18 protein-coding genes and 2 pseudogenes are annotated in these 22,293 nt (G+C 70.7%); 15 read left to right on the top strand and 5 right to left on the bottom strand.

Going from position 1 to position 22,293, the window contains the following annotated elements; genetic code table 11:
• The first annotated feature begins 108 nt into the window (after positions 1 to 108).
• The 3 genes from FE633_RS03410 to sepH all read left to right on the top strand — a co-directional run bounded on the left by FE633_RS03410 (position 109) and on the right by sepH (position 4,139).
• Complete coding sequence (locus FE633_RS03410) at positions 109 to 1,347, top strand: MFS transporter (RefSeq protein ID WP_138043560.1); 1,239 nt, start codon at positions 109 to 111, stop codon at positions 1,345 to 1,347.
• Entirely contained in the window at positions 1,307 to 2,626 is a 1,320-nt protein-coding gene (locus FE633_RS03405; protein ID WP_138043559.1) for a D-arabinono-1,4-lactone oxidase, read from the top strand. The genes FE633_RS03410 and FE633_RS03405 overlap by 41 nt, the downstream gene beginning before the upstream one ends.
• Before the next feature lie 448 nt (positions 2,627 to 3,074).
• Positions 3,075 to 4,139, top strand: a complete 1,065-nt coding sequence (gene sepH / locus FE633_RS03400) for a septation protein SepH (RefSeq protein WP_138043558.1) — start codon at positions 3,075 to 3,077, stop codon at positions 4,137 to 4,139.
• A gap of 80 nt (positions 4,140 to 4,219) precedes the next feature.
• Here sepH and FE633_RS03395 read toward each other — a convergent pair whose 3' ends face one another.
• A complete protein-coding gene (locus tag FE633_RS03395; RefSeq protein ID WP_138043557.1) occupies positions 4,220 to 5,047 on the bottom strand; it encodes a sulfurtransferase in 828 nt (275 codons plus the stop codon).
• 196 nt (positions 5,048 to 5,243) lie between these two features.
• Here FE633_RS03395 and FE633_RS03390 point away from each other — a divergent pair, with 196 nt between their 5' ends.
• A complete protein-coding gene (locus FE633_RS03390) occupies positions 5,244 to 6,047 on the top strand; it encodes a VOC family protein (RefSeq protein WP_138043556.1) in 804 nt (267 codons plus the stop codon).
• An 86-nt stretch (positions 6,048 to 6,133) separates the two neighbouring features.
• Here FE633_RS03390 and FE633_RS03380 read toward each other — a convergent pair.
• Positions 6,134 to 6,268, bottom strand: a pseudogene (locus FE633_RS03380) (thymidine kinase); the annotation flags it as partial.
• Positions 6,267 to 7,751 (bottom strand): MFS transporter, encoded by a 1,485-nt coding sequence (locus FE633_RS03375; protein ID WP_138043555.1) that lies wholly within the window; start codon positions 7,749 to 7,751, stop codon positions 6,267 to 6,269. The pseudogene FE633_RS03380 and the gene FE633_RS03375, both read right to left, overlap by 2 nt.
• A gap of 245 nt (positions 7,752 to 7,996) precedes the next feature.
• Between FE633_RS03375 and FE633_RS03370 the strand changes: the two genes are divergently transcribed.
• Positions 7,997 to 8,941 carry a helix-turn-helix domain-containing protein gene (locus tag FE633_RS03370; protein WP_138043554.1) on the top strand — a complete coding sequence of 315 codons (945 nt, stop codon included), beginning with the start codon at positions 7,997 to 7,999 and terminating at the stop codon, positions 8,939 to 8,941.
• Positions 8,942 to 9,117: 176 nt separating this feature from the next.
• Here the strand turns inward: FE633_RS03370 and FE633_RS03365 are convergent.
• A pseudogene (locus FE633_RS03365) lies at positions 9,118 to 9,744 on the bottom strand (LuxR C-terminal-related transcriptional regulator); the annotation flags it as partial.
• Between the two features lie 26 nt (positions 9,745 to 9,770).
• Between FE633_RS03365 and FE633_RS03360 the strand changes: the two are divergent.
• The 10 genes from FE633_RS03360 to FE633_RS03315 all read left to right on the top strand — a co-directional run bounded on the left by FE633_RS03360 (position 9,771) and on the right by FE633_RS03315 (position 21,137).
• The gene (locus FE633_RS03360) at positions 9,771 to 10,478 is read left to right on the top strand and encodes an alpha/beta hydrolase family protein (RefSeq protein ID WP_246113387.1); all 708 of its coding nucleotides are present in this window, start codon (positions 9,771 to 9,773) and stop codon (positions 10,476 to 10,478) included.
• A gap of 42 nt (positions 10,479 to 10,520) precedes the next feature.
• On the top strand, positions 10,521 to 11,429 hold the full coding sequence (locus tag FE633_RS03355) for an endonuclease/exonuclease/phosphatase family protein (protein WP_138043553.1): 909 nt from the start codon (positions 10,521 to 10,523) through the stop codon (positions 11,427 to 11,429).
• Between the two features lie 87 nt (positions 11,430 to 11,516).
• Entirely contained in the window at positions 11,517 to 12,659 is a 1,143-nt protein-coding gene (locus tag FE633_RS03350; RefSeq protein ID WP_138043552.1) for a phosphotransferase, read from the top strand.
• 174 nt (positions 12,660 to 12,833) lie between these two features.
• Entirely contained in the window at positions 12,834 to 14,174 is a 1,341-nt protein-coding gene (locus FE633_RS03345) for an aminotransferase family protein (protein WP_138043551.1), read from the top strand.
• Positions 14,171 to 15,994: a 1-deoxy-D-xylulose-5-phosphate synthase N-terminal domain-containing protein gene (locus FE633_RS03340; protein WP_138043550.1), complete on the top strand. Its 1,824-nt coding sequence runs from the start codon at positions 14,171 to 14,173 to the stop codon at positions 15,992 to 15,994. The genes FE633_RS03345 and FE633_RS03340 overlap by 4 nt, the downstream gene beginning before the upstream one ends.
• Positions 15,991 to 17,436 carry a glycosyltransferase gene (locus FE633_RS03335; RefSeq protein WP_246113386.1) on the top strand — a complete coding sequence of 482 codons (1,446 nt, stop codon included), beginning with the start codon at positions 15,991 to 15,993 and terminating at the stop codon, positions 17,434 to 17,436. Before FE633_RS03340 ends, FE633_RS03335 begins: the two co-directional genes overlap by 4 nt.
• Positions 17,433 to 18,263 carry an SDR family NAD(P)-dependent oxidoreductase gene (locus tag FE633_RS03330; RefSeq protein WP_138043549.1) on the top strand — a complete coding sequence of 277 codons (831 nt, stop codon included), beginning with the start codon at positions 17,433 to 17,435 and terminating at the stop codon, positions 18,261 to 18,263. Before FE633_RS03335 ends, FE633_RS03330 begins: the two co-directional genes overlap by 4 nt.
• The gene (locus FE633_RS03325; protein ID WP_138043548.1) at positions 18,260 to 18,889 is read left to right on the top strand and encodes a DUF1349 domain-containing protein; all 630 of its coding nucleotides are present in this window, start codon (positions 18,260 to 18,262) and stop codon (positions 18,887 to 18,889) included. Before FE633_RS03330 ends, FE633_RS03325 begins: the two co-directional genes overlap by 4 nt.
• 11 nt (positions 18,890 to 18,900) lie before the next feature.
• Positions 18,901 to 19,902, top strand: coding sequence for a methyltransferase (locus tag FE633_RS03320; protein WP_246113385.1), 1,002 nt, complete (start codon positions 18,901 to 18,903; stop codon positions 19,900 to 19,902).
• Positions 19,893 to 21,137, top strand: a complete 1,245-nt coding sequence (locus tag FE633_RS03315) for a hypothetical protein (protein ID WP_138043546.1) — start codon at positions 19,893 to 19,895, stop codon at positions 21,135 to 21,137. The genes FE633_RS03320 and FE633_RS03315 overlap by 10 nt, the downstream gene beginning before the upstream one ends.
• A gap of 73 nt (positions 21,138 to 21,210) precedes the next feature.
• On the opposite strand, the gene FE633_RS03310 is transcribed toward FE633_RS03315, so the two are convergent.
• Positions 21,211 to 22,260: a Gfo/Idh/MocA family protein gene (locus tag FE633_RS03310; protein WP_138043545.1), complete on the bottom strand. Its 1,050-nt coding sequence runs from the start codon at positions 22,258 to 22,260 to the stop codon at positions 21,211 to 21,213.
• Positions 22,261 to 22,293: the final 33 nt, after the last annotated feature.

The following is a 22,293-nucleotide window of genomic DNA, read 5'->3' as shown; positions in this document are numbered from 1 at the left end:
ACCCGTAAGCTGTATCAGCCGCATACACGCCTTACGTGATCTTCGCTGCACTCGCCGTACTCACCGTCTCGCCGTACTCGCCCTACCGGATCCTCACCGGAGACCCCCGTGCCCAGCCCCTACCGCGCCCTGTTCGCCGCCCCCGGCTCCACGGGCTTCTCCGCCGCGGGTTTCCTCGGCCGGATGCCGCTGTCGATGATGGGCATCGGTGTGGTGACGATGATCTCCCAGCTCACCGGGCGGTACGGGCTCGCGGGCGCGCTCTCGGCGACCATCGCGCTGTCCGCCGCGGTGATCGGCCCGCAGATATCCCGGCTGGTGGACCGGTACGGGCAGCGACGCGTCCTGCGTCCCGCGACGCTCTGCGCTCTCGCCGCGGCCGCCGGGCTGCTGCTGGCCGCACACTTCGGCCGGCCGGACTGGGTGCTGTTCGTGTGCTCGGCCGCCATCGGCTGCGTGCCCAGCATCGGCGCGATGACCAGGGCGCGCTGGGCGTATCTCTTCCGGGACAGGCCGGAGCTGCACACCGCCTACGCCTTCGAGTCCGTCATCGACGAGATCTGCTTCATCTTCGGGCCGATCATCTCCATCGGCCTGTCCACGGTCTGGTTCCCCGAGGCCGGGCCCCTCCTGGCGGGCTGCTTCCTGGCGGTAGGCGTCTTCTGGCTGACGGCCCAGCGCGCCACCGAACCTCCGCCGCATCCGCGCGAGCAGCTGGGGAGCGGCTCGGCCCTGCGCTCGGCCGGGCTGCAGGTCCTGGTGACCACCTTCGTGGCGACGGGAGCGATCTTCGGAGCGGTCGACGTGGTCACGGTGGCGTTCGCCGAGGAGGAGGGCCACAAGGCGGCCGCGAGCATCGTGCTGGCCGTGTACGCGGCGGGTTCCTGCCTGGCGGGAGCGGTGTTCGGCCTGTTGCGCTTCACGGGGGCGCCCGCCCGCAGGTGGGTGCTGGGCGTCTGTGCGATGGCCGTGAGTATGATCCCCCTCCTACTGGTCGGAAACTTGCCGTTCCTGGCCGTGGCGCTGTTTGTCGCGGGCCTGTCCATCGCACCGACGATGATCACGACGATGGCCCTCGTCGAACGGCACGTACCTCGCGCGAAACTGACCGAGGGCATGACCTGGGTGAGCACCGGGCTGGCGGTCGGGGTCGCGCTCGGTTCCTCCGTGTCGGGCTGGGTGATCGACGCCGCCGGAGCCCGGGCCGGGTACGGGGTTCCGGCGGTCGCCGGAGCAGTCGCGGTCACGGTCGGTTTCCTGGGGTATCGCCGGCTCAGCAGGCCGGTTCCGCAGCGGGGAGGAACCCATGAGCAGCACACTGAGCGGGCAGAGCGGCACCTGGCGTAACTGGGCGGGGAACGTCACCGCCCGTCCCGTACGTGAGGTCACCCCCGCCTCCGTCGAGGAACTCTCCGCGGCCGTGCGCGAGGCCGCCGAAGACGGCCTGAAGGTCAAGGCCGTGGGAACGGGCCACTCCTTCACGGCCGTCGCCGCGACCGACGGTGTGCTGATACGGCCCCAACTGCTCACCGGTATCCGCAAGATCGACCGCCAGGCGGGCACGGTCACCGTGGAGGCCGGCACCCCGCTGAAGCGGCTGAACGTGGCCCTGGCCCGCGAGGGTCTGTCACTCACGAACATGGGCGACATCACGGAGCAGACGGTCTCCGGTGCGACCAGCACGGGCACGCACGGCACCGGCCGGGACTCGAGCTCGATCGCCGCCCAGATCAAGGCCCTTGAGCTGGTGACGGCCGACGGCTCGGTGCTCACCTGCTCCGAGAAGGAGAACCCGGAGGTCTTCGCGGCCGCCCGTATCGGCCTCGGCGCCCTGGGCGTCATCACCGCGATCACGTTCTCCGTAGAGCCCGTTTTTCTGCTCACGGCCCGCGAGGAGCCGATGACCTTCGACGAGGTCACGAGCACCTTCGACGAACTGTTCGCGGAGAACGAGCACTTCGAGTTCTACTGGTTCCCGCACACCGGCAACTGCACCACCAAGCGCAACAACCGCAGCCCGGGACCGGAGAGGCCGGTCGGCAGGATCAGTGGCCTCTTCGAGGACGAGTTCCTTTCCAACGGCCTCTTCCAGGTGGCGAATACGGTCGGCCGCGCCGTGCCCGCGACCATCCCGGCGATCGCGAAGATCTCCAGCCGCGCCCTGTCCACACGCACGTACACCGACATTCCCTACAAAGTCTTCACTTCCCCTCGCCGGGTGCGCTTCACGGAGATGGAGTACGCCGTCCCGCGTGCGGCCCTCGTCGAGACGCTGCGTGAACTGAAGGCCATGGTCGACCGTTCGCCGTTGCGGATCAGTTTTCCGGTGGAGGTGCGTACGGCGCCCGCGGACGACATCACCCTCTCCACGGCGTCCGGCCGGGACAGCGCGTACATCGCGGTCCACATGTACAAGGGCATGCCGAACCGGGCGTACTTCACGGCCGCCGAGCGGATCTTCACCGCGCACGGGGGTCGGCCGCACTGGGCCAAATTGCACACGCGCGACGCGGAGTACCTCTCCGAGGTCTATCCGCGCTTCGGCGAGTTCACGGCCCTTCGGGACCGGCTCGACCCGGACCGGCGTTTCGGAAACGACTATCTGCGGCGGGTGTTGGGGGCATAGGCGCGCGGTCGCGCACGCGTGGGCCGTGAAGGGGACAGAAAGCGAAACCGTTGGTTCCGTTTCCAGTGATTTCGTGAAGTCGACACGCCCCGTGGTCACGGAAACGGCGCCTCGGCGGCCAACTCCCACCCCTCGCGAGAAGTTGGGTGGCGTGCCGATCCACGCAGGTGGCCCGAATGGAGTACTGTTGCGAGCCCTGGGTCCGGACACCCGCCAGGGCGTCCGGTGCCTTCCAGGACCGCCGGGAGGGGGCTCGTTGCACAGGGTGATGAGGTTCGTCACTTAGCGTTGCGAATAGGTAACCGTGCCATAACGGCGATCCCGGGCCACCGCCCGACACGCCGGGCAACTCGGCAAGGTTGTGGCAGGCTGCACCCGGGCAGGCCACACTCGACTAGCGGAAGCAGCGACGCACGTGACGTCGGCAGGCACCACCCGGGAGGTCCCCATGCCCGAACTGCGTGTCGTGGCCGTCTCTAACGACGGCACACGGCTGGTGCTGAAAGCTGCCGACAGCACGGAGTACACGCTTCCGATCGACGAGCGTCTGCGCGCCGCCGTCCGCGGCGATCGTCCCCGGCTCGGCCAGATCGAGATCGAGGTGGAGAGCCATCTCCGCCCCCGGGACATCCAGGCGCGTATACGTGCCGGCGCCACCGCCGAAGAAGTCGCGCAGTTCGCCAACATCCCCGTCGAACGGGTACGCCGTTTCGAGGGCCCCGTGCTGGCCGAGCGTGCCTTCATGGCGGAGCGGGCTCTGAAGACCCCCGTCCGACGGCCGGGCGAGACCACGGGACCCCAGCTCGGCGAGGCGGTGCAGGAGCGGCTGCTGCATCGCGGCGCCGACAAGGAGACCGTCCAGTGGGACTCGTGGCGTCGTGACGACGGCACGTGGGAGGTCCTGCTCGTCTACCGGGTCGCGGGTGAACCGCACTCGGCGAGCTGGACGTACGACCCGCCACGGCGGCTCGTACAGGCCGTCGACGACGAGGCGCGCTCGCTGATCGGCGAGTCCGACGACGAACTCGCCGCGCCCGAGCCCAGCTTCCCGTTCGTGCCGCGGATCGCCCGGCTGCCGCGTGACCGCCCGCTGGACCGTGCCCTGGACCGCCAGACGGAACGTCCCGTCCTGCCGTCTCCTTCGCCCGAGCCCGCGGAGGAGAGCACCAACGGCGAACGTGACTCGCTCACCAGCCTCCTGGAGGCCGTGCCCAGCTTCCGCGGCGACCTGGTGGTGCCCGAGCGCCCCACGACACCCACGGAGCATCCGGCGACGGTTGAGGAGGAGCCCGCCCCGGAGCCCGAGGAGGAAGAGCCCCCGGCTCCTGCGGCCTCGGCCGGCTCCGCCTACGCCGACATCCTCATGCCCCGCTCGGTGGCCAGCCACCGCGACCGGCTCGTGGGCGCCACCGACCGTCAGGCCGAGGCGGACGGCGTCCGTCCGGGACGCAGAGCGGCGGTACCGAGCTGGGACGAGATCGTCTTCGGGACACGCCGGAAGAAGCAGGAGTAGGAAGCGCGGGGAGCAGGCAACAGGAGTCGTACGCGGAGGGGCTCGCACCGTTTCGGTGCGAGCCCCTTCTCGCTGCGGGGCTATAGCGGGTCCGGTCCGGTCGCGATCGGGCGGCTCTCGTCCCGCGACCACTCCGACCACGAACCCGCGTACAGCGCGGCCGGAATGCCCGCGACCTCCAGTGCGAGAACCTCGTGGGCGGCCGAGACGCCCGAGCCGCAGTAGACGCCGACCTCACAAGTGCCTGCAGCGCCCAGGGACTTGAAACGGTCGGCGAGTTCGGCGGCCGGGCGGAAGTGACCGGATTCCGTCACGTTCTCCGTGGTCGGTGCCGAGACCGCGCCGGGGATGTGGCCGCCGATCCGGTCGATCGGCTCGACATCGCCGCGGTAGCGCTCGGCGGCGCGTGCGTCGAGGAGCAGGCCGGTGCGGGCCAGGGACGCGGCCGCGTCCGCGTCGAGGAGCGAGAGCGCGCCGGGCGAGGGTACGAAGGCCCCGGCGACCGGAGAGGGGACGCCGGCCTCCAGCGGGCCGCCCCAGGCCGCGAGACCGCCGTCCAGGACACGCACCGAGGGGTGCCCTGCCCAGCGCAGCAGCCACCACGCCCGCGCCGCGGCCCAGCCGAGCCCACCGTCGTACACCACGACCGCACGGTCCTGACTGACCCCTGCCGCCCGCATGGCCGCCCCGAAGACCTCCATGTCCGGCAGCGGATGCCGGCCTCCCGCCCCGGGCGGAGCGGCGAGTTCCGAGTCCAGGTCCACGTAGACGGCCCCCGGGATGTGCCCCTCCTCGTAGGCGGAGCGCAGGCTCGGACCGCCCAGTTGCCAGCGGATGTCGAGCACGACCGGCGGGTTCGGCCCCGCCAGGTTCCTCTCGAGTTCGGATGCGGAGATGATGGCGTTCATGGCCACCATCCTTACTTACGGGGTGGCCGCATCGTCCAGGTCCGGCTACTCTGCCCGCCGGACGGCCCGAGTACACCGCGTACAGATCTGGCCACACACTGTAGAACTGATCGGCGTCACCAGACCACCGGCGGCGGTTCGCGCGTTCAAAAGGGGAAGGGAGGCGGCACCAGTGGGGGCCGAGGAGAGGGTGACGATGGCCGAGGGACGGGGGCCGGCCGGCCGGGACAGCACTGCCTACGCGCCCGGCACACCCTGCTGGGTGAGTCTGATGGTGCACGGGATGACCGCGACCCAGGAGTTCTACGGGGCGCTGTTCGGCTGGAAGTTCGAGCCGGGCTCCCCGCACCTGGGCCCGTATGTACGAGCCGTGGTCGACGGCCACGATGTGGCCGGTATCGGACAACTTCCGCCCGACCGTCATCTGCCCCTCGCCTGGACGCCCTATTTCGCCTCGGACGACGTGGATCTGACGGCGGAAACGGTACGGCACTGCGGCGGCACGGTCGGGGTGGGCCCCCTGGACGCCGCGGACGCCGGCCGACTGGCCATCGCCTCCGACCCTTCGGGCGCCGTCTTCGGCATCTGGCAGGCCGCGGCCCACCTCGGCACGGAGATCACCGAGGTCCCCGGGGCGCCCACATGGAACGAGCTCCTCACGCGCGACTCCTCGAGCGTCGCCAAGTTCTACCAAAATGTCTTCGGTTACGAGATGGAGCCGGTCGTCTCCGCCGATCTCGACTACATCACTCTCCACATCGAGGGCCGCCCGGTCGCGGGCATCCAGGGTGTGGGCAGTGCTCTCCCCCGCGACCGCGGCCCTCACTGGATGACCTACTTCGAAGTCGCCGATGTGGACGACTCGCTCGCCCGCCTCATCGAACTGGGCGGCCATGTCCTCAAGACACCCCGCGACACCCCTCAGGGCCGCATCGCCAAGGTCGCGGACCCGGAAGGGGCGACGTTCTCACTGGTGCGCACGAGCCACTCGTCCGGCTGAGCTCGATCCGGACGAGCTCGATCCGGACGAGCTCGATCCGGACGAGCTCGATCCGGCTGAGTTTTCGGACGCGCGGGCGCCTCAGTGAGGCCGCCTATGGTGCGGGCGTTGTGCGTGGCACGGGCGCCGCACCAGCACAGGGCCTCGACCTGGAGTACCTCGACACGGTCGGCCGGCTCCACCAGGCGCTGGGAGCCGGGAAAGAGCTTGGAGCGGAAGTCAGCCACGGGGCAGGAGGAGGCGGGAGAGGGCGGCGGTGGCGAGGAGGAGGGCGGCGACGGTGAGGAGGCCGATGCGCATGCCCGGGAGGGAGAAGCCCCCGGCGGGACCGGAGAGCAGGCTGCCGAAGAGGGCGACGGCAAGCGCGCCGCCGGTCTGGCGAAGGGAGTTGAGCAGCCCAGACGCGGTCCCCGCGCGCTCCTGCGGGACGGCGTCCATCAGCAGCGCGGTCAGCGCGGGCACCGCGAGCGCCCCGCCGACGCTCAGCGGCAGCAGCAGGACGAGCACCAGCCATACCGGGGTGTGCGCGGCCAGCGGCAGCATGGCCAGCATCGCTCCGGTGAAGACCAGTTGCCCGGCGACGATCACCGGCCGCCGTCCGATCCGCTCCGCCAGCCGCGGCGACACCAGGTTGGTCGCCGTCACCACCGCCGACATCGGGACGAACATCAGCCCGGCCGCTATCGCCGACATCCCGCGCAGCTGCTGGTAGTACAGCCCGAGCAGGAAGATTCCGCCGTAGAAGGCGGCGTTGACGGCGAAACCGACCGCGAGCGGGACGGCCACCCGGCGGTCCGTCAGCATGCCCAGCGGGACCATGGGTTGGCGGTGCCGGGCCTCCACCAGGCGGAAGGCGCACCCTGAGGCGAGGGCGAGCGCGGCGGCGGCCAGCACGGGGCCGCTGGTCCAGCCCAGGTGGCCGCCCTCGATCACCGCGAAGGCCAGCCCGGCCAGGGCCAGTACGGCGGTGAGCTGGCCGCCGCCGTCCAGTGCGGCGGGCCGGCGCGGGGAGCGCGGCACCCGGACCAACAGGCCCAGGATCACCGCGCCCACGGGGAGGTTGAGCAGGAAGACCGCTCGCCAGCCGGCCGAGTCGGTGAGCAGCCCGCCCAGCACCGGACCCGCGGCCATCGCCACCGAGCCGCCGACCGTCCACAGCGCGATGGCGCGGGCACGCGCCCGGGCGTCCTCGTAGGCCTGCCGGATCAGCGCCAGCGAGGCCGGCATCACGACCGCGGCGGCGGCGCCCTGCGCCACGCGTGCGCCGACCAGCACGCCGATGCCGGGCGCGAGCGCGCAGCCGAGCGAGGCGAGGGTGAACAAGGCGACGCCCCATGCGTAGGCGCGGCGGGCGCCAGTGCGGTCGGCGAGAGCTCCCGCGGAGAGCATCAGGGCCGCGAACATCAGGGTGTACGCGTCAACCACCCACTGAAGCCCGGCCATCCCGCCGCTGAGAGAGTCCCGGATCGCGGGCAGCGCGATGTTCACGGCCGAGACGTCGATGGTGATCACGGTGAAGCCGAGAAGCGAAGCGACCAGCGCGACGCCGCTCCGCCGCGGCACGGCAGGTGCCTCGGCAGGCGGCGCGGTGGGGCGAGCTCGGTCCGGCTGTCGTCGCCGCAGCCCGGGCGTCGACGGCTCCGAGTCGTGCCCGGGGGTGGAGGCGGTGGACGGGGACGGGGGCGGCGCAGGGGTGGCGGGCATGGTGAACTCCAGGGCGACTGCAGGTGACGGCTCATCAGAGATGACCGGGCGGGCGGTGGCAGCCCGCCGGGGCCGCGGTCCGGTGTCTCGCACCCCCTGGGCCCCGGCGGACGGGCCGCCCGCTCCGGCGGATCAACTCTCCGCCCGCGCGCGGTCGCCCGGAAGACCGCGCTGTGCCCGGGGTGCGGCGTTCCAGGCCCTGACACGGCCCCCCACGCTCTTTGACCGCCTGCGACAATGGCCGAATGGCAGCAGCAGCGGATACGAGGGGCACGGAGCTCGGCCGATACCTGAAGGCCCGCAGGGCGCAGGTACGCCCGGAGGATGTCGGCCTCCCGGCCGGTGCGGGCCTGCGCCGCACTCCCGGACTGCGCCGGGAGGAGCTGGCCGCGCTGGCCGGAGTGAGCGTCGACTACTACATCCGCCTGGAGCGCGGCCGGGAGACCAACCCCTCCCCCGCCGTCGTGGACGCCCTCGGCCGCGCCCTGCGGCTGCGGGGCGACGGTTACGAACGCCTGTACGAGCTCGCGGAACTGGCCTCCGGCCGGTCCTCCGAGCTGCCGGCCTGCTCGGACCACACCGTCCGCGACTCGGTACTGCGGATGCTGGAGTCGGTGCGCCCGCTGCCCGCCTATGTGGTGAGCCGCTACAACCGCGTACTGGCCGCGAACCCGCCCGGCCGACGGCTGATGCCCGGGCTCTGGGACTGGCCGGAGGACCAGCGCAACCTGACCCGCTATGTCTTCCTCCACCCGGTCGGCCGGACGCTCTACGAGCCGTGGGAGGAAACCGTCGCCCTCTCGGTGGCGCATCTGCGAGCGGTCGCCGGAGCCGACCCGGACGATCCCGAGCTGACCGCGCTCGTCGGCGAACTGCTCCTGAAATCACCGGAGTTCGCGCGGCTCTGGGAACGGTACGACGTCTACGAACGCGGCGGCGGGCAAAAGCGCTTCCGGCATCCGAAGGCCGGCCCGATGACCCTGACCTACGAGGTCATGCGACTGGCCCGGACGGGCGGCCAGCGAATGGTGGTCTACCAGGCAGCCCCCGGCACCCCGGACGAGACCGCCATGCTCCGCCTGGAGTCCGCGGACACCCGACCGGAGTCGGCGCCCTCGGACCATCCGGAGCCAGCCGCCGAGCCACGCCCCGCCGGCACGCCCTCCCCGGCCCACGCCTCCGCCGGCTGAGCCCGAACCGCCACCCTCGCCTCTTCGGGCACCTCGGCCCCCGGCGAGGAACGTGAGCAGCCCTGGGGGGAGCGCGTCAGCACTCCTCCGACGCCCCGGTGGTGGAGGCGATATCCATCGCTCGGCCGGGACGGTGTCCGGACTGCCGGAAGAAGGCGAGCCGTGCACAGTTTGTATCAACGAACTCTCGACGAGAGGCCGTTGGGCTCCCGAAGGGTGCTGGTCCGGTTGCGGCATGGGACGTCCACGTTGAGGTGCGTCGGGTGGTTTGCGGTGGGGCTGACGAGTCCGGTCTGGTAGGCGACGATGACGGCTTGGACGCGGTCGCGGAGTCCGAGTTTGGCGAGGATGCGGGCGACGTGGGTTTTGACGGTGGCCTCGGACAGGTGGAGGTGGTCGGCGAGTTCGGCGTTGTTCAGTCCTTGGGCCAGCAGCTGGAGGGCTTCCAATTCGCGTGGGGTCAGTGCGGCCAGGTCGCCGGGGATCGCGGGGGTGTCGGAGTCGTGACGGGCGAACCGTTCGACGAGACGGCGGGTGATGGCCGGGGCCAGCAGGGCGTCGCCGGAGCGGACCAGGCGGACGGCGGCGACAAGGTGTTCGGGAGTGATGTCCTTGAGGAGGAAACCAGCGGCCCCGGCGGACAGGGCAGCGTAGACATAGCGGTCGAGGTCGAACGTCGTCAGGATGATCACGCGCGGTTCGTGGTCCGTGCCGGTCAAGGTGCGGCGGGTGGCTTCCAGGCCGTCCAGTTCCGGCATTCGGACGTCCATCAGCACCACATCGGGTCGGGTGCGCCGCGAAGCATTCGGGCGGGCAACGGGCCCAGTACATGACGCCGACGGAGTCGGAGCTCCTCCTCGAAGACGGTGGCATCACCGGCGTGCCGCTCGACGTGTTGAGCACGACGCGAACCAACGCGGTCGGCGACGCCGAACCGGTAGGACGTCGGCACGGTCTGCCCCTGGTCGTGCTCTCGCCCGGCTTCACCAAACCCCGCGCCACGCTCAGCGCCCTGGCCGAGGATCTGGCGAGCAGAGGCTACGTTGTGGCCGGAATCGATCACACGTATGAGAATGTCGCCACCACCTTCCCCGACGGGCGAGTCGCCACCTGTGCCGCCTGCGAGGTCGACCATGACCAGGCGTTCTGGACCGAGCTGGTGACGGGCCGGGCGGCCGACGTCTCCTTCGTGCTCAACGAACTGACCGAACGACACCCGAAGTGGAAAGGCGCTCGGTTGATCGACCCACATCGGATCGCCATGGCAGGCCACTCCGTCGGAGGCGCGAGCACCATCACCGCCATGCTGGCCGACTCCCGGATACGCGCCGGGATTGACATCGACGGCACCACCCAAGTGCCGATCCCCGACAGCGGCCTGTCGCGGCCGTTAGCGCTGCCCCGACTCGCGCAACCACCGTGCGGTCATCGAGTCCGGCAGTATCTGCGCCAACACCCGAGGGCAGCAGGAGACTGCGACGACGTCGGCAATACCGCGCATTCGTGTGTTCTGCGGCGGTCGTGCGCGCTTCGATGATGAGGCCGATGCGCAATTGGCGATCACCAACCGGAGGCATCTGTGCAAGAGGTGAACATCCTCTGCTGTAACTTCGAGAACAACGGCTTCGGGGATCCGGCACGTCGGGCGAAGATGTACAAGCTGTTGGCGGAGTTGGAGCCGCATGTGCTGTTCCGCCAGGAGATGTGGGACGCCGCCGACGACGGCAGTGGTATCGCGTACGAGATGGAGCACGCGCTGGGGCTGCGCTGCTGGCTTGGGCCCGAAAGTTGCACGGCGCTGTTGGTCGACACGAACGTCTTCCGGCCGCTGAAGGAGTGGCCGTGCACAGGGCCGATGTGGACTCAGCCGCCCACCGCTCTGACGTTCCAGTACGCGCCGGCCGGACCCGCCGCCGTCCCGTTGCTGCTGGTCAGCTATCACCTGAACTATGCCTCGTCCGCGCTGCGTACCGTCGAGGCCGAGTGGCTCACCACATGGAACGACCAGAAGTGGCGCGGCGGCGATGGTCCGGCCATACCCCTACCTGCCGTCTTCGGCGGGGACAACAACTCCTTCCCGGTGCCGGGCTCCGAGGGAGATCCGGCCGTGCCGGCACTCCTGGAGATCGAAGACCGGCCGCACCGGGTCCACCGGTCGCGGGTCGGCACGGGCGGCACGCGGATCATGGACACGTGCCCCGACGACATCCTGCGGAGCGCCGGGATGGAGGATGTCGCGCGTCATGTCGCCGAGGCGAAGGGAGAGCGGTCGGCCTTGCGACCCACCGTCTACGCGAGTCCCACCCATGGCCCCGCCGCCCGCATCGACCGGGTGTACGTGTCACGGGCCCTGCTGCCCGCTGTGGCTTCGGCCGAGTCCGTCGACCCGGCCGGTTTGTCCGACCATCATGTGCTGCTGGTGAAGCTGGACGGGGATGCGCTGAGCGAAATCCTCTGTGCGGAAGGCCAGTTACGAAAGGGCGAGTAGTGCCACTCACTGCTTGATCGGGTGATGCGGCGGCCGCGGCCCCGGCGACAGCATTGACATCGCAACCCATCGAACCTGGGAGTGCCGATGGCAGGCAGCGAACTGGGGCACCCGACCGCGGAGACGCTACGGAGCACCGATTTCGACGAAACACCGCGACCCGGCAGCGCGGAATGGGTCACGCAGGTCGTCGAGACCCATTGGGGCGTCACTCTTGGTTCGGCCGTTCCCCGGCCGCTGGCCTCCGCGTCGGGGGAGCGCCCCCTCAGCCACACCTCCGGGCTGTGGCGGGTGAGCCCGCCGTGGGGGCGGGACGGCGAGCGAACCGCGTTCGTGTTCAAGGCGCAGCTCAACGCGGCGGCAATCCGGCCGCTGGATTTCCATGTGCTCAAGCGGCGGATCATGGAGATCTGTGCCGAGCAGGGCGTGCCCGTCGCGGTCGCCGTACCGGCCGTCGACGGCTCCCCCGTGGTCAGGCGGGACGGTGTCGACTGCGAGCTCGCCCCGCTGCTCCCCGGCACTGCCCGTAGAACCCTGACATCCGCTCAGGCGGCGGGAGTCGCGTCCACCGGGCTGACCTTGCGGTCGGTCCTGGACGGGCTGTCCGACAGCCTGGTCCAGGCACTTGAGCCGTATCCGGTGGATCCGCTGGTCGAGGAAGAGCGATGGCAGGTCGCCCTGGACGACGCGCTGGGGCGCCTGCTGCCGCTGGCCGTGCACCGCACGGATGAGTGGGGTCGGGTCATCGCCCCCGTTCTGCGACAACTGGAACACTGCAAACCGCTCCTCGACCGGTTCGTGGCGGCAGATGGTGACGCCGCACGGAACACCTCCGTCGTCCATGGCGATCTGCACCGCCATCACTTTCTGTTCGACGAACTGCGGGAGGATCGGGTCAGCGCGGTCCTCGACTTCGACAACCTCCGCCTCGGCAACCGCCTGCTCGACCTCGCCTGGATCGCCAGGACCGCCGACCACGTGGCCGGGACCCGGGCCGTACGGCAGCGCAGTACGACCGCGTTCGTAAAGGCCGCCGAAAGCGCCGGCCTGCTGGGGCCAGGTGAGACACGGCTGCTGATGCCCACTCTCATGGCCTACGCCGTCCCGGTCGTCGTCGACATCGCCAAGGACATCCTGGAACGGGACATTCTCGACGACCTCTGGATCGAGTACCTCGACCTGCTCTCCCCGGCCCACATGACCGAGACTCACGCCCTACTCACGGGCTGACCTCCCCCTCTCTCCCCCGGGCCGGGCCACACGCCCCGCTCAGCGACCCGACTGCCCCTTTCCCCCTTCCTTTCTCATCGCCCCTTCCCTGCTCTGGCGGCCCGCCATGGCCGGCTCCCTCCGAACCACGCCGCATCCCCCGTGAAGAGTGGCCCGATCCGAAGGATGAAGACGATGCCGTCTACTCAGAAGAGCACCCAGCCCACTCCTTGGGACTTCACCGACAAGTCCGCGTTCTGCTTCGAAGTGCCCTACTCCACCGACTCGATTCTGTTCGAATCTGCCAAGGGCATCCGGCTGACCGACGCCTCGGGGCGCGAGTACCTCGACTCGATGTCGGGTGTCTTCGTGACCTGCTTCGGGTACGACTGCGAGCCGATCGTCAACGCCGTCACCGAGCAGATGCGCCGGCTTCCGTTCAACCCTCCGCTGCACGGCACCAGCCGTCAGGCCGTCGAGCTGGCGGCTGAGCTCGCGGGCCTGGCCCCGGCTACGTTCTCGCTGACCAAGCTGGTCAACGGCGGTTCGGAGGCCGTGGAGGCCGCCGTCCGACTGGCCCGCCTGTACCACCGGGAGAAGGGCAACGCGGGCAAGTACAAGGTGCTCAGCTACTTCCACGGCTACCACGGCGCGACCTTCGGCTCGCTCACCGTGACCGGCCGACCCGATACCAGCCGATTCGGGCCCGGGGTTCCTGGAGCCGTCCACGTGTGGACGCCCCACTCGGTCGCCCGGCAGCTGGGGGTGCCGCTGGAGGAGGCCGGTGATCTGGCGCTCACCCTCATCGAGCAGACCATCGAGGCGGAGGACCCGGGCGCGATCGCCGCCCTGGTGGTGGAGCCGGTGGTCCATCTCCTCGGGATGGCGACGCCGCCGCCCGGCTTCCTGCCCGGGCTGCGCCGTCTGTGCGACAAGTACGGCATCCTGCTGGTCTTCGACGAGATCGTGACCGGCTTCGGCCGTACGGGCCAGCCGTTCGCCGCCGACACCTTTCACGTCGTCCCGGACCTGATCTGTGCCGGAAAGGGCATATCGGGCGGCTACGCGCCGCTGGCCGCTGTACTCATCAGCGAGCGGATCGCCTCCGTCCTGGCGACCGGTGACGACGCATACGCCTTCGCCCCCTCCCACACGTACGCGGCCAACCCGGTCAGCGCGGCGGCGGGACTGGCGTCGGTGCGGCTGTTCAAGGAGCTCGACGTGCCCGCCAGGGTCCGGCGCCTGTCCACGAAACTCACCGCCCTGCTGGAGAACGCGGTGCGCGAGCGGGGTGTCATCCGCGCGGTCGGGCTGCTGTACGGCGTGACGCTGACCGCCGAGCCGCTCGCCGCGGAGGCGAAGGCATCCCCGGGGCAGGCGCTGGCCCAGGCGTGTCTGCGGCGCGGACTGATCATCCGTGCTGAGGACGACTGGGCGGTACTGGCTCCGGCCTTCGTCGCCACGGACGAGGACCTGGACGAGATCGTCACCGTCCTGGGCGACGCGCTCGACGAGGTTTTCGGCGGTGCCCGATGACGACCGTCGCCTCACAGTCCCTCGCCCTCGCCGGACGCGCCCCGCTGCTCGACCGCTTCGAGGACGTGGCCCGCGCGGCCATGCCCAAGCTCACCCCGGACGAGGCCGCGACCGTCGAACGCGAACTGGCCGCTTGGACGCGCCTGGACGCGCGGTACCCGACGCCCTCGGCGGAGCTGGCCGGCGTGGCCGCGGCCGTGCCCGAGCGGCTGTACGATGACAGCGCCCAGGTCCTGCTGCGCATGCACGAGATCGCCGGATCCGGCAACTACCAGAGCTGTCTGTCCTCGCTTCCCCTCGTGAGGGCCTGCTTCGACCTGGGCCTGGTCCCAGGCCACCACCCCGGTGACGCGGAGGCCACGGACGCCGAACTCATTGTCGGCCGAGGCCACATCGCCCCCAGCTTCTACGCCGAGCGCTACGTGCGCGGCGCCTTCCCGTTCGCTCCCCTGACCACCCTGCACCGCGACGGCCTCACCGGTGTGGTCCACCAGAACTGGGGCTTCCGCAACACCATGCGCTACAGCCTCGGCGTCGGTGTGGCCCAAGCCGTAAGCCTGGCCTGGGAGCTGCGTCGCCGGGGCAAGCAGCGCAAGGTGGTGTGCCTGGCGGGTGACGGAGAACTGCACGAGGGCGTCACCTTCGAGTGCCTCCGCTTCGCGTACGAGGTGGGGCTCGACAACCTCATCCTCGTCGTCGACGCCAATGGCAAGGGCATCGAGCCGCTGCGCGCCCCGGTCAGCCGGGAATACCTGTCCCACTACCTCGGCACGGCCACAAACGCCGACGGCCAGGACACCGAGTCCGTCGCCAAGGCACTGCGGGAGCTTCTGGACACGCCGGGCAGCGGGGTTCTGCTGTGCGCCACCCGGAAGGAGGGCCACAGCTTCAAGCCGCCGGCAGCCCCGTCCGCACCCCCGCCCCGGCCGTCCTTCGCCACCACCTCCGGCAAACTGCTGGCCACATTCCAGGAAGCGACGGAACGTCAACTAGCGGTCTTCACGGGGGACATGGCCGCCCGCTTCGGGCTCACTGGCGCGGTGCCGTACGAGAACGTGGGACTCGCCGAGACGCTGTCCCTCGGGCTCACACTGAGCCTGCCCGACGACACCGTCAAGGTCGTCGCGACCGACGCCATGTACTACATGGACTCCCTGAGCATGCTCACCGAGGCCACGACGAGCACGCGGAACCTCCTCGTGCTGGCCGGCCGCAGCTGGGGCGCCTGGGGCGGTGCGAGCAACGCACTGAACCTGCTGGACCAGATCATGGGCACCAAGGTCTACGAGCCGGTCACCGCCGCCGAGTTCACGGCCTGCGCGGCCAGGCTGCTGACCGACCCCTCCACCGCGCACGTTCTGAGCATGGTGGACGCCCGCTTCGCCGAACCGGGCACGCACTGCGCGGCCGACATCGACGGCGCCGTATGGATCACCCCTCCCGGAACGGACGGACAGGACGCCCCGGACCTCGACTGCGCCGTGATCAGCTTCGGCTACGCCACCGTGCTCGTCGAGGAGGCCAACCGCGAGTTCGGCGTGCCGCATCTGCACTGCGCGGCGCTGCGTCCCCACCTGGACCCGGCCCTGACCGAGCGGCTGCGGCGCTGCCGGTCATTGCTGAGCGTGGAGTACAACGGGGTGCCCGGCGGCTTCGGCGAAGGGCTGCGGGCCCGCCATCTGCTGCCGGTGACCACGCACGGTGTCACCGGGGACATCCTGAACTGCGTCCACGACAAGCAGCTGGCCCGGCACGACATGGCACCCGCCCAGCTCACCGAGCGGTTGCGGGACCTGCGGGAGAACGGGCCCGCCGCATGAGCGTGCGATGGCACTTCCACGACTACCGGTCCCCGGATCTCGACGGGATCGTGGACGGCGCGATCCTCATGCATCGGGAGATGGCCGAGCTGCTGAACGGCCGGGGCGCCGTCCCGCACGACCTGACCCGGGGCCCGGACGGGCTCCACAGCCTGCTGAAGGAGGGCGGGCCGCAGGACGCCGTGTACGCCGGCAGCGGCCCGTACGCCTTCCTCTACCATCTGTGGCGCGAGCGGACCGGAGCCGCGTACCGCATCGTGCGGGAGGTCCACACCAGCCTCTGGTCCGGCTACTGGGCGCAGGAAGAGCTGTGCCGGCCGCTCGTCCGCGACGGCGATCTGGTGCTGTTCCCGACGGAGTTCACCCGGCGGCTCTACCTCCGCGAGTTCGACAGCGTCCGTGAGGAGAACTCAGCGGTCGCCTACCCACTGCTCCACCGGCTGCCGACGCGGCGGCCGGTGGCCGCGCCACCAAGCACCGCGCCGCTGCGCATCGGGTACCTGGGGGCGCTGTCCGAGGCGAAGAACTTCGATCAGGTGGTGAACATCTTCGCCCGGGTGCACCGGCTGAGCGGCGGCCTGGCCAAGCTGTTGTTCGCGGGGAAGCCGAACGCGGACCGGTTCGCGCCCGTCCACGTCCTCGAATCCCTTCGACAGCAAGGCATCGACCCACGGCACGTCACTTCAGCGGGCGTCCTCGGCCCGAACGATCTGGGCCGGTTCTTCCAGGCCGTCGACGTGCTGCTCTTTCCGAGCACGGCCTCGCGCGAGACGCTCGGCCGGGTGGTCGTCGAGGCGCTGGCGCACGGTGTCCCGGTCCTCGCGGCGGACGCCGGCCCCGCCGTGGAGCTCCTCCCGGCGACCAACCTGATCCCCACGGTCCTGGACACGGCCACGGAGTTCACCATGGGCCGGATCCTGCCGCTCGGCCGGGTCGACGAGGAGTGCGCCGCCGACCAGCTGCTCCGCCGCGCCTACGCACCGGCCCGGCTCGCGGACACCGCCCCGTACGGTATCGACGCGCTGTGGCAAGCCCTGGAGGGGCGGGCCCCGAGTGGGCAGACCCCCTACGACCGGCGCGTCATCGACGCCCTGCGGGTGGAGCCGCGGCCCACCGACCACCCCGGCCTCGACCCGGAGCGGGCCGAGCGGCTCTTCCTCGACTACTTCCAGCGGCACGACGACGAGCTGCTCGTGGCCATCGCGGACCTTGAGGCCCGTACGGGCCGACCGCACCGGGAACTGCGCGAGATCGTCGCCCGTCCTGGACGCAACCTCGCCGACTACCGGGCCTTCCCCCGCCTGCTGGACGCCCTGCTGCTCGAACCCCTGACATTCCGGCAGACCGCCGCTCAGCCGCCGTGCCCGGCAACGGACTTCGCCGCGGCCAGGGGGCCCGCCGGCTCGCCGGGCCCGATCGCCATGGACAAGGAGAGCTCATGACCACGCATCCGCAACGGTACGACGACCGAGTCGCCCTGGTGGTCGGCGGGGGCCGAGGCATCGGTGCCGCCGTTGTGGAGACGTTCGCCCAGCAGGGCGCCACCGTGGTGGCCGCCGACGCGGAGTTGCTCACCTCGGACGTCAACCACTACCGCAGCAAGCGGGTCGGCGGATACGCCGCCGCCCGTGAACTCGCGCAGAATCTTCAGGACAAGGGACTCAGCGTGTCCGCCGCCGATGTGGACGCCGGCGACGAGGACTCCGTACGCGCCCTGCTGGCCCGCGTCGACGAGGAGCACGGTCGGCTCGACGTGGTGGTGAACGCCTTCGGCATCACCCACATCTCCAAGGTCGAGGACATGACGCTCGCCCAGTTCGAGTCCGTCGTCTCCGGCAACCTCAACGGAGTCTTCCTCTTGTCCAGGTACGCCATTCCGTTGCTGCGCCGTGCCGGAGGCGGAGCCATCGTCAACTTCTCCTCCATCTCCGGACGGATGGGCTTCGCGAAGGAGGCTCACTACTGCGCCGCGAAGTTCGGGGTGATCGGTTTCACCGCGTCCCTCGCCAAGGAACTCGCGACGAGCGGCATCCGGGTCAACGCCGTGTGCCCCGGCATCGTCCGCTCGAACATGTGGGACTACCTGCTGAGCGAGTTCGTCCGCCCCGGGGAGACGGAGGAGGAGTGCTGGGAGCGGATGCGGGCCCTGATCCCGCAGGGCGAGTTCCAGACCCCGCAGGACATCGCCGACGCCGTCCTGTACCTCGCCTCGGCGCCCCGGGTCACCGGCCAGGCCATCAGCGTCGACGGCGGGATGGCCCAGCCGTGACCCAGGTCTCCAGGGCGCCCCGGCCCGAACCCGGGGCGCCCTTCCCTGGCGAGTGGTCCTGGCTGGGACCGCCGGCGGAGTGGACCGCGGGGCCGTCGTCGGGCGAGCTCCGGCTGACGGCCGGGGCCGGTGCCGACCTGTACGCGATGCCCGCCGTCCGGGAGGTCGACGCCCTGCCGGCCCTGGTGCGGCGCTTCGACGGCGACTTCCGACTCCAGACCCACGTCACCGTCGAAGACGGCGACACGTTCGCGGACGCGGGCGGGCTCGTCGTTCTGACCGGCGCCGGCTCCGTCAAGGTGTGCGTGGAGCGCACCACCTCCGGGTCCTGGGCCGTCGTCACTGTGGCGTCCCTGCCGCACTCCGACGAGGCCATGGGACCCTCCCTTCCCGGCCCTGCTGTCGAACTCCTGGTGACCCGTCAGGGACAGCGGTTCGCCGCACTGTTCCGCACTCCGGTCCGCACTCCGGCGGACGGGGACTGGCGGTTCGCCCGCACGTTCACCTTGCCCGATTCCCGTGAGGTCTGGGCGGGCGTGTTCGCCCAGGCCCCGCTGTCCGACAGATGTACGGCCGTTTTCCGCGGCCTGTCGTCCAGTCCCGTACCCCTGCGCGACCGCAGATGAAGGAGCCCGACGTGACCGTCGTCGCACCGACCCTGTTCAATGAACTCCATTGGAACTACTGGAAGACCAAGGTCTTCGTCAGCGCCATGCAACTGGGTGTCTTCACCCAGCTCACCGAAGGACCCGCCGACTCCGCGACCCTGGCCGACCGCCTCGGGCTGAGCGAGCGCACCGCCCCCGACTTCCTCGATTGCCTGGTGGCCATGGGGCTGCTCCGGCGCGACGCCGGCGTCTACACCAACACCGAGGAGAGCGCCCAGTACTTCGACCGCGGCACGTCCCACACCTACCTGGGCGATGTCATGCTCACCGAGGCCGGCCACCTCGGCAACGACCTGACGGCCGCCCTCAGGGCGGAGCGGTCCCGGGAGGGCGCCTCCAGTGCCCGCGAGTTCTACGACAACACCTATGCCGACGCCGACCGCACCGCTTCGTTCCAGCGGGCCATGACCGCGATGAGCTACGAGTCCGGGGCGGCCCTGGCCGACCGTCTGCCCTGGGGGCGGTACCGGACGTTCGTGGACGTCGGCTGTGCCGAGGGCGCCGTGGGCGTGCACCTGCTGCGGGCACACCCGCATCTGAACGGCATCGGCTTCGACCTGCCGGGTGCCCGGGCCGGCTTCGAGAAGTACACCGCCGCCCACGGTCTCGCCGACCGGGCAGTCTTCCAGGGCGGCGACTTCCTCCGGCAACCGCTGCCCGCCGCCGATGTCGTGATCTTCGGCCACGTCCTGCACAACTGGGACCTGGACGTCAAGCTCCACCTGCTGGGCCAAGCCCATGCCGCGCTGCCGCCCGGGGGGCTCGTCGTGGTGTACGAGGCGCTGATCGACGACGACCGCGAGCGCAACGTCGTCGGACTGCTGCTCAGCCTGATGATGCACCTGTCACTGCCCGGCGGCTTCGACTACACCCCGGCGGACTGTGCCGAGTGGCTGCGCGAGACCGGGTTCACGGACATCCGCGCCGAGCACCTGGCCGGGGCGGAAGCGATGGTCGTCGGATGCAAGTGAGCGGACTGGAGCGGCTGGCCCGGCGGGTGCCCGGCGACGCCACCCCCGAGTCGTTCGCCGACTACCTGGCCGAGGTCTCGCGGGACCTCCTGGACACACCCGAGCCGTTGTCCGCTCAGGAGGCCATTGCCTGGGCCGGGCGCAAGGCACGTGCGCTGGGCCTCGCCCCCGACCGGCTCGCGGAGGACCTGGGGCGGGCGCTCGCCCAGACGGGCTCCCTCGGCCCGGACGAGGTCGCCGAGTACCGCCGCAACCTCGCGACGCTGCTGCCCGGGGCCGCCGTGGCCCAGGGCGGGCGGCCGCCGGACCCGGCCGAGCTGTACGAGGCGCTGTACCAACTCGGCCGCGAGACGGTCGGGTTTCTGCGGAAGGCTCTCCTCGGCAACGACCGGACGGTGGTGTTCCTCGGCACGGACGCCGAGTTCCTGAAGATCTCGTACGACGTGTGGACGGGGGCCTCGGACGCGTCCCGCGCCTTCTACCTGAGCCGACTCTCGCTGCTCAGCGGTGCCGAGCAGCGGATCCTGGCCCGTACCCGGCACGAGGTGTTCGGCGCGGACGGAGTCTGTGACAACGCTGTCGGCGGGGCCAGCGGCGGACGGCACTTCGCCTGGATGGACAACGGGCTCGTGGCCTCGCAGCTGTACCTGCTGATCACGGCCGCCCGGGAGCGGGCGGCCGCCGGTGAGGCTGTATTCGGCGAGTTGTTCCCGCGGAAGTTCCGCGAGGAGCTGATCCACGGTCTTGAGCAGGCCAAACGGCGCGACCAGGGACCGCTGACTCTGTTCGGGACGGCCCACCCCCAGGTGGACGCGGTGATCCGGCAGGGCATGGACGAGGGTTTCTTCGCGGCGCGCTGCGGTGAACTGACCCGGCGTTTCCGCACCGAGGTGGGCCGCAACGCGTCCAACCCGGTGATCGTGGACATCGGGGCCAACGGCACCCAGCCCTGCCTGCTCCTCGGCGTCCTGACATCCGGGCTCGTACCGCCGCCGTCCGTGGTCCTGTTCACCTCGGGGCGCCGGGCCTGGGGCCCCGATTCCCCGGCGTTCCGCAGCATCGCGGTGACAGGGCGTTTAGCCATGGCCGTGGAGTCCGTGAAGACGTACATGACGAACTACCGGGGAACGGTGGAGGGTGACGCCCGGGAACTCGCCGTGACACCACCGGACCAGCAACTCCTCGCGTTTTTCAAGCAGTTGGCCTTCCATCGGGCGGCTTTGGAAGAGCGTTGACCCACTCCGGAGAATCACGGAAGCCGTACCACGGACCGCTGTGGTCCGTGGTACGGCTTCCTGCTGATGTCTGTCAGGACGCGGCGTCCGCCCGGGCCACCCGCACTCGCCCGCCGGTCGTCAGCGACTCCCGTACGGCCATCGCCAGCCGGACAGCGCGCACCCCCTCGGGGACGCCCGGCGCCGGGGGCGTGCCGGCTCCGACACAGTCGACGAAGTGGCGCAGGGCGGCGGCGCTGATCCGGCCTCGGGAAGGAAGCTCCCAGTTCTCTCGCACGGCCTCGGCGTGCTCGGCGGTGGCCCACGTCAGGGCGTTGACCATGTGGTCGCCTCCGGTCAGCACGGCCTGCCCCCGCTCGGTGCAGACGGACAGCCGGGCCGGGGTGCGCAGGGCCTCGACGCCGAGGTTGCCGCCGGTGACGACCGCGGTGCCGCCACCCTCGTACCGGATGGTCACGGCGATGCCGTCCTCCAGGGAGCCGCTGCGGTAGGCGCCGCCCTCGGCGTGCACGGAGACCGGCTCGCCCAGCAGGAAGCCCAGAGTGTCGAAGGTGTGGCAGGTGTTCTCGTTCACGATGCCGTTGCCGTTGGCCGGGTCCCACACCCAGGCGGGGCTGTCGTCGCGGGGCAGCACCAGATCGGCGTTGGCCACCAGGGGCCGGCCGAGCGGACCGTCGAGGAGTTCCCGCAGCCGTACGACCGCGGGCAGGTGCCGCAGGCAGAAGTCCAGCATCACCGGTGTCGCCGGGTACTCGGCGCACAACTGGGCCAGTGCCTCGGCGTGCGCGTCGTCCGTGGCGAACGGCTTCTCCAGGAAGAGGGCGAGCCCCGCCTCCGCCACCTCGCGGATCAGCTTCTCCCGGCCACGCGGCGGCACGGCGAGGACGACGGCATCCAGCTCCTCCTCGGCGATCATGCCCAGGCCGTCGCGGTAGGCCCTGGCGCCGAGTTCCCCGCCGAAGGCATCCAGGTCAAGGCCCTGGCTCTCGGGGTCGAGATCGGCCACCGCCACCAGGTCGGCACCGTCCATCCGGGCGATCTCCTGGGCGTGACACCGGCCGAAGCCCAGCCCCACCACCCCGAACCGGAGCGGACGGCCGGACCGGCCGTCGGACACAGACATACAAAACCTCCTGAGTCGTCGGGAAAAGCGGGA

Source organism: Streptomyces montanus, assembly GCF_005786655.1.
In the GTDB taxonomy this organism is placed as follows: Bacteria; Actinomycetota; Actinomycetes; order Streptomycetales; family Streptomycetaceae; genus Streptomyces; species Streptomyces sporangiiformans.
The sequence above is the reverse complement of the archived record's forward strand: the minus strand, read 5'-3'. Positions and strand labels throughout refer to the sequence as shown.

Coding starts and splice junctions, on each gene's coding strand:
- FE633_RS03340 (WP_138043550.1), top strand. CDS start 14,171: ATGACGACCGTCGCCTCACAGTCCCTCGCCCTCGCCGGACGCGCCCCG.
- FE633_RS03390 (WP_138043556.1), top strand. CDS start 5,244: ATGGCCGAGGGACGGGGGCCGGCCGGCCGGGACAGCACTGCCTACGCG.
- FE633_RS03360 (WP_246113387.1), top strand. CDS start 9,771: ATGACGCCGACGGAGTCGGAGCTCCTCCTCGAAGACGGTGGCATCACC.
- FE633_RS03350 (WP_138043552.1), top strand. CDS start 11,517: ATGGCAGGCAGCGAACTGGGGCACCCGACCGCGGAGACGCTACGGAGC.
- FE633_RS03370 (WP_138043554.1), top strand. CDS start 7,997: ATGGCAGCAGCAGCGGATACGAGGGGCACGGAGCTCGGCCGATACCTG.
- FE633_RS03375 (WP_138043555.1), bottom strand. CDS start 7,751: ATGCCCGCCACCCCTGCGCCGCCCCCGTCCCCGTCCACCGCCTCCACC.
- sepH (WP_138043558.1), top strand. CDS start 3,075: ATGCCCGAACTGCGTGTCGTGGCCGTCTCTAACGACGGCACACGGCTG.
- FE633_RS03345 (WP_138043551.1), top strand. CDS start 12,834: ATGCCGTCTACTCAGAAGAGCACCCAGCCCACTCCTTGGGACTTCACC.
- FE633_RS03310 (WP_138043545.1), bottom strand. CDS start 22,260: ATGTCTGTGTCCGACGGCCGGTCCGGCCGTCCGCTCCGGTTCGGGGTG.
- FE633_RS03405 (WP_138043559.1), top strand. CDS start 1,307: ATGAGCAGCACACTGAGCGGGCAGAGCGGCACCTGGCGTAACTGGGCG.
- FE633_RS03315 (WP_138043546.1), top strand. CDS start 19,893: ATGCAAGTGAGCGGACTGGAGCGGCTGGCCCGGCGGGTGCCCGGCGAC.
- FE633_RS03330 (WP_138043549.1), top strand. CDS start 17,433: ATGACCACGCATCCGCAACGGTACGACGACCGAGTCGCCCTGGTGGTC.
- FE633_RS03395 (WP_138043557.1), bottom strand. CDS start 5,047: ATGAACGCCATCATCTCCGCATCCGAACTCGAGAGGAACCTGGCGGGG.
- FE633_RS03335 (WP_246113386.1), top strand. CDS start 15,991: ATGAGCGTGCGATGGCACTTCCACGACTACCGGTCCCCGGATCTCGAC.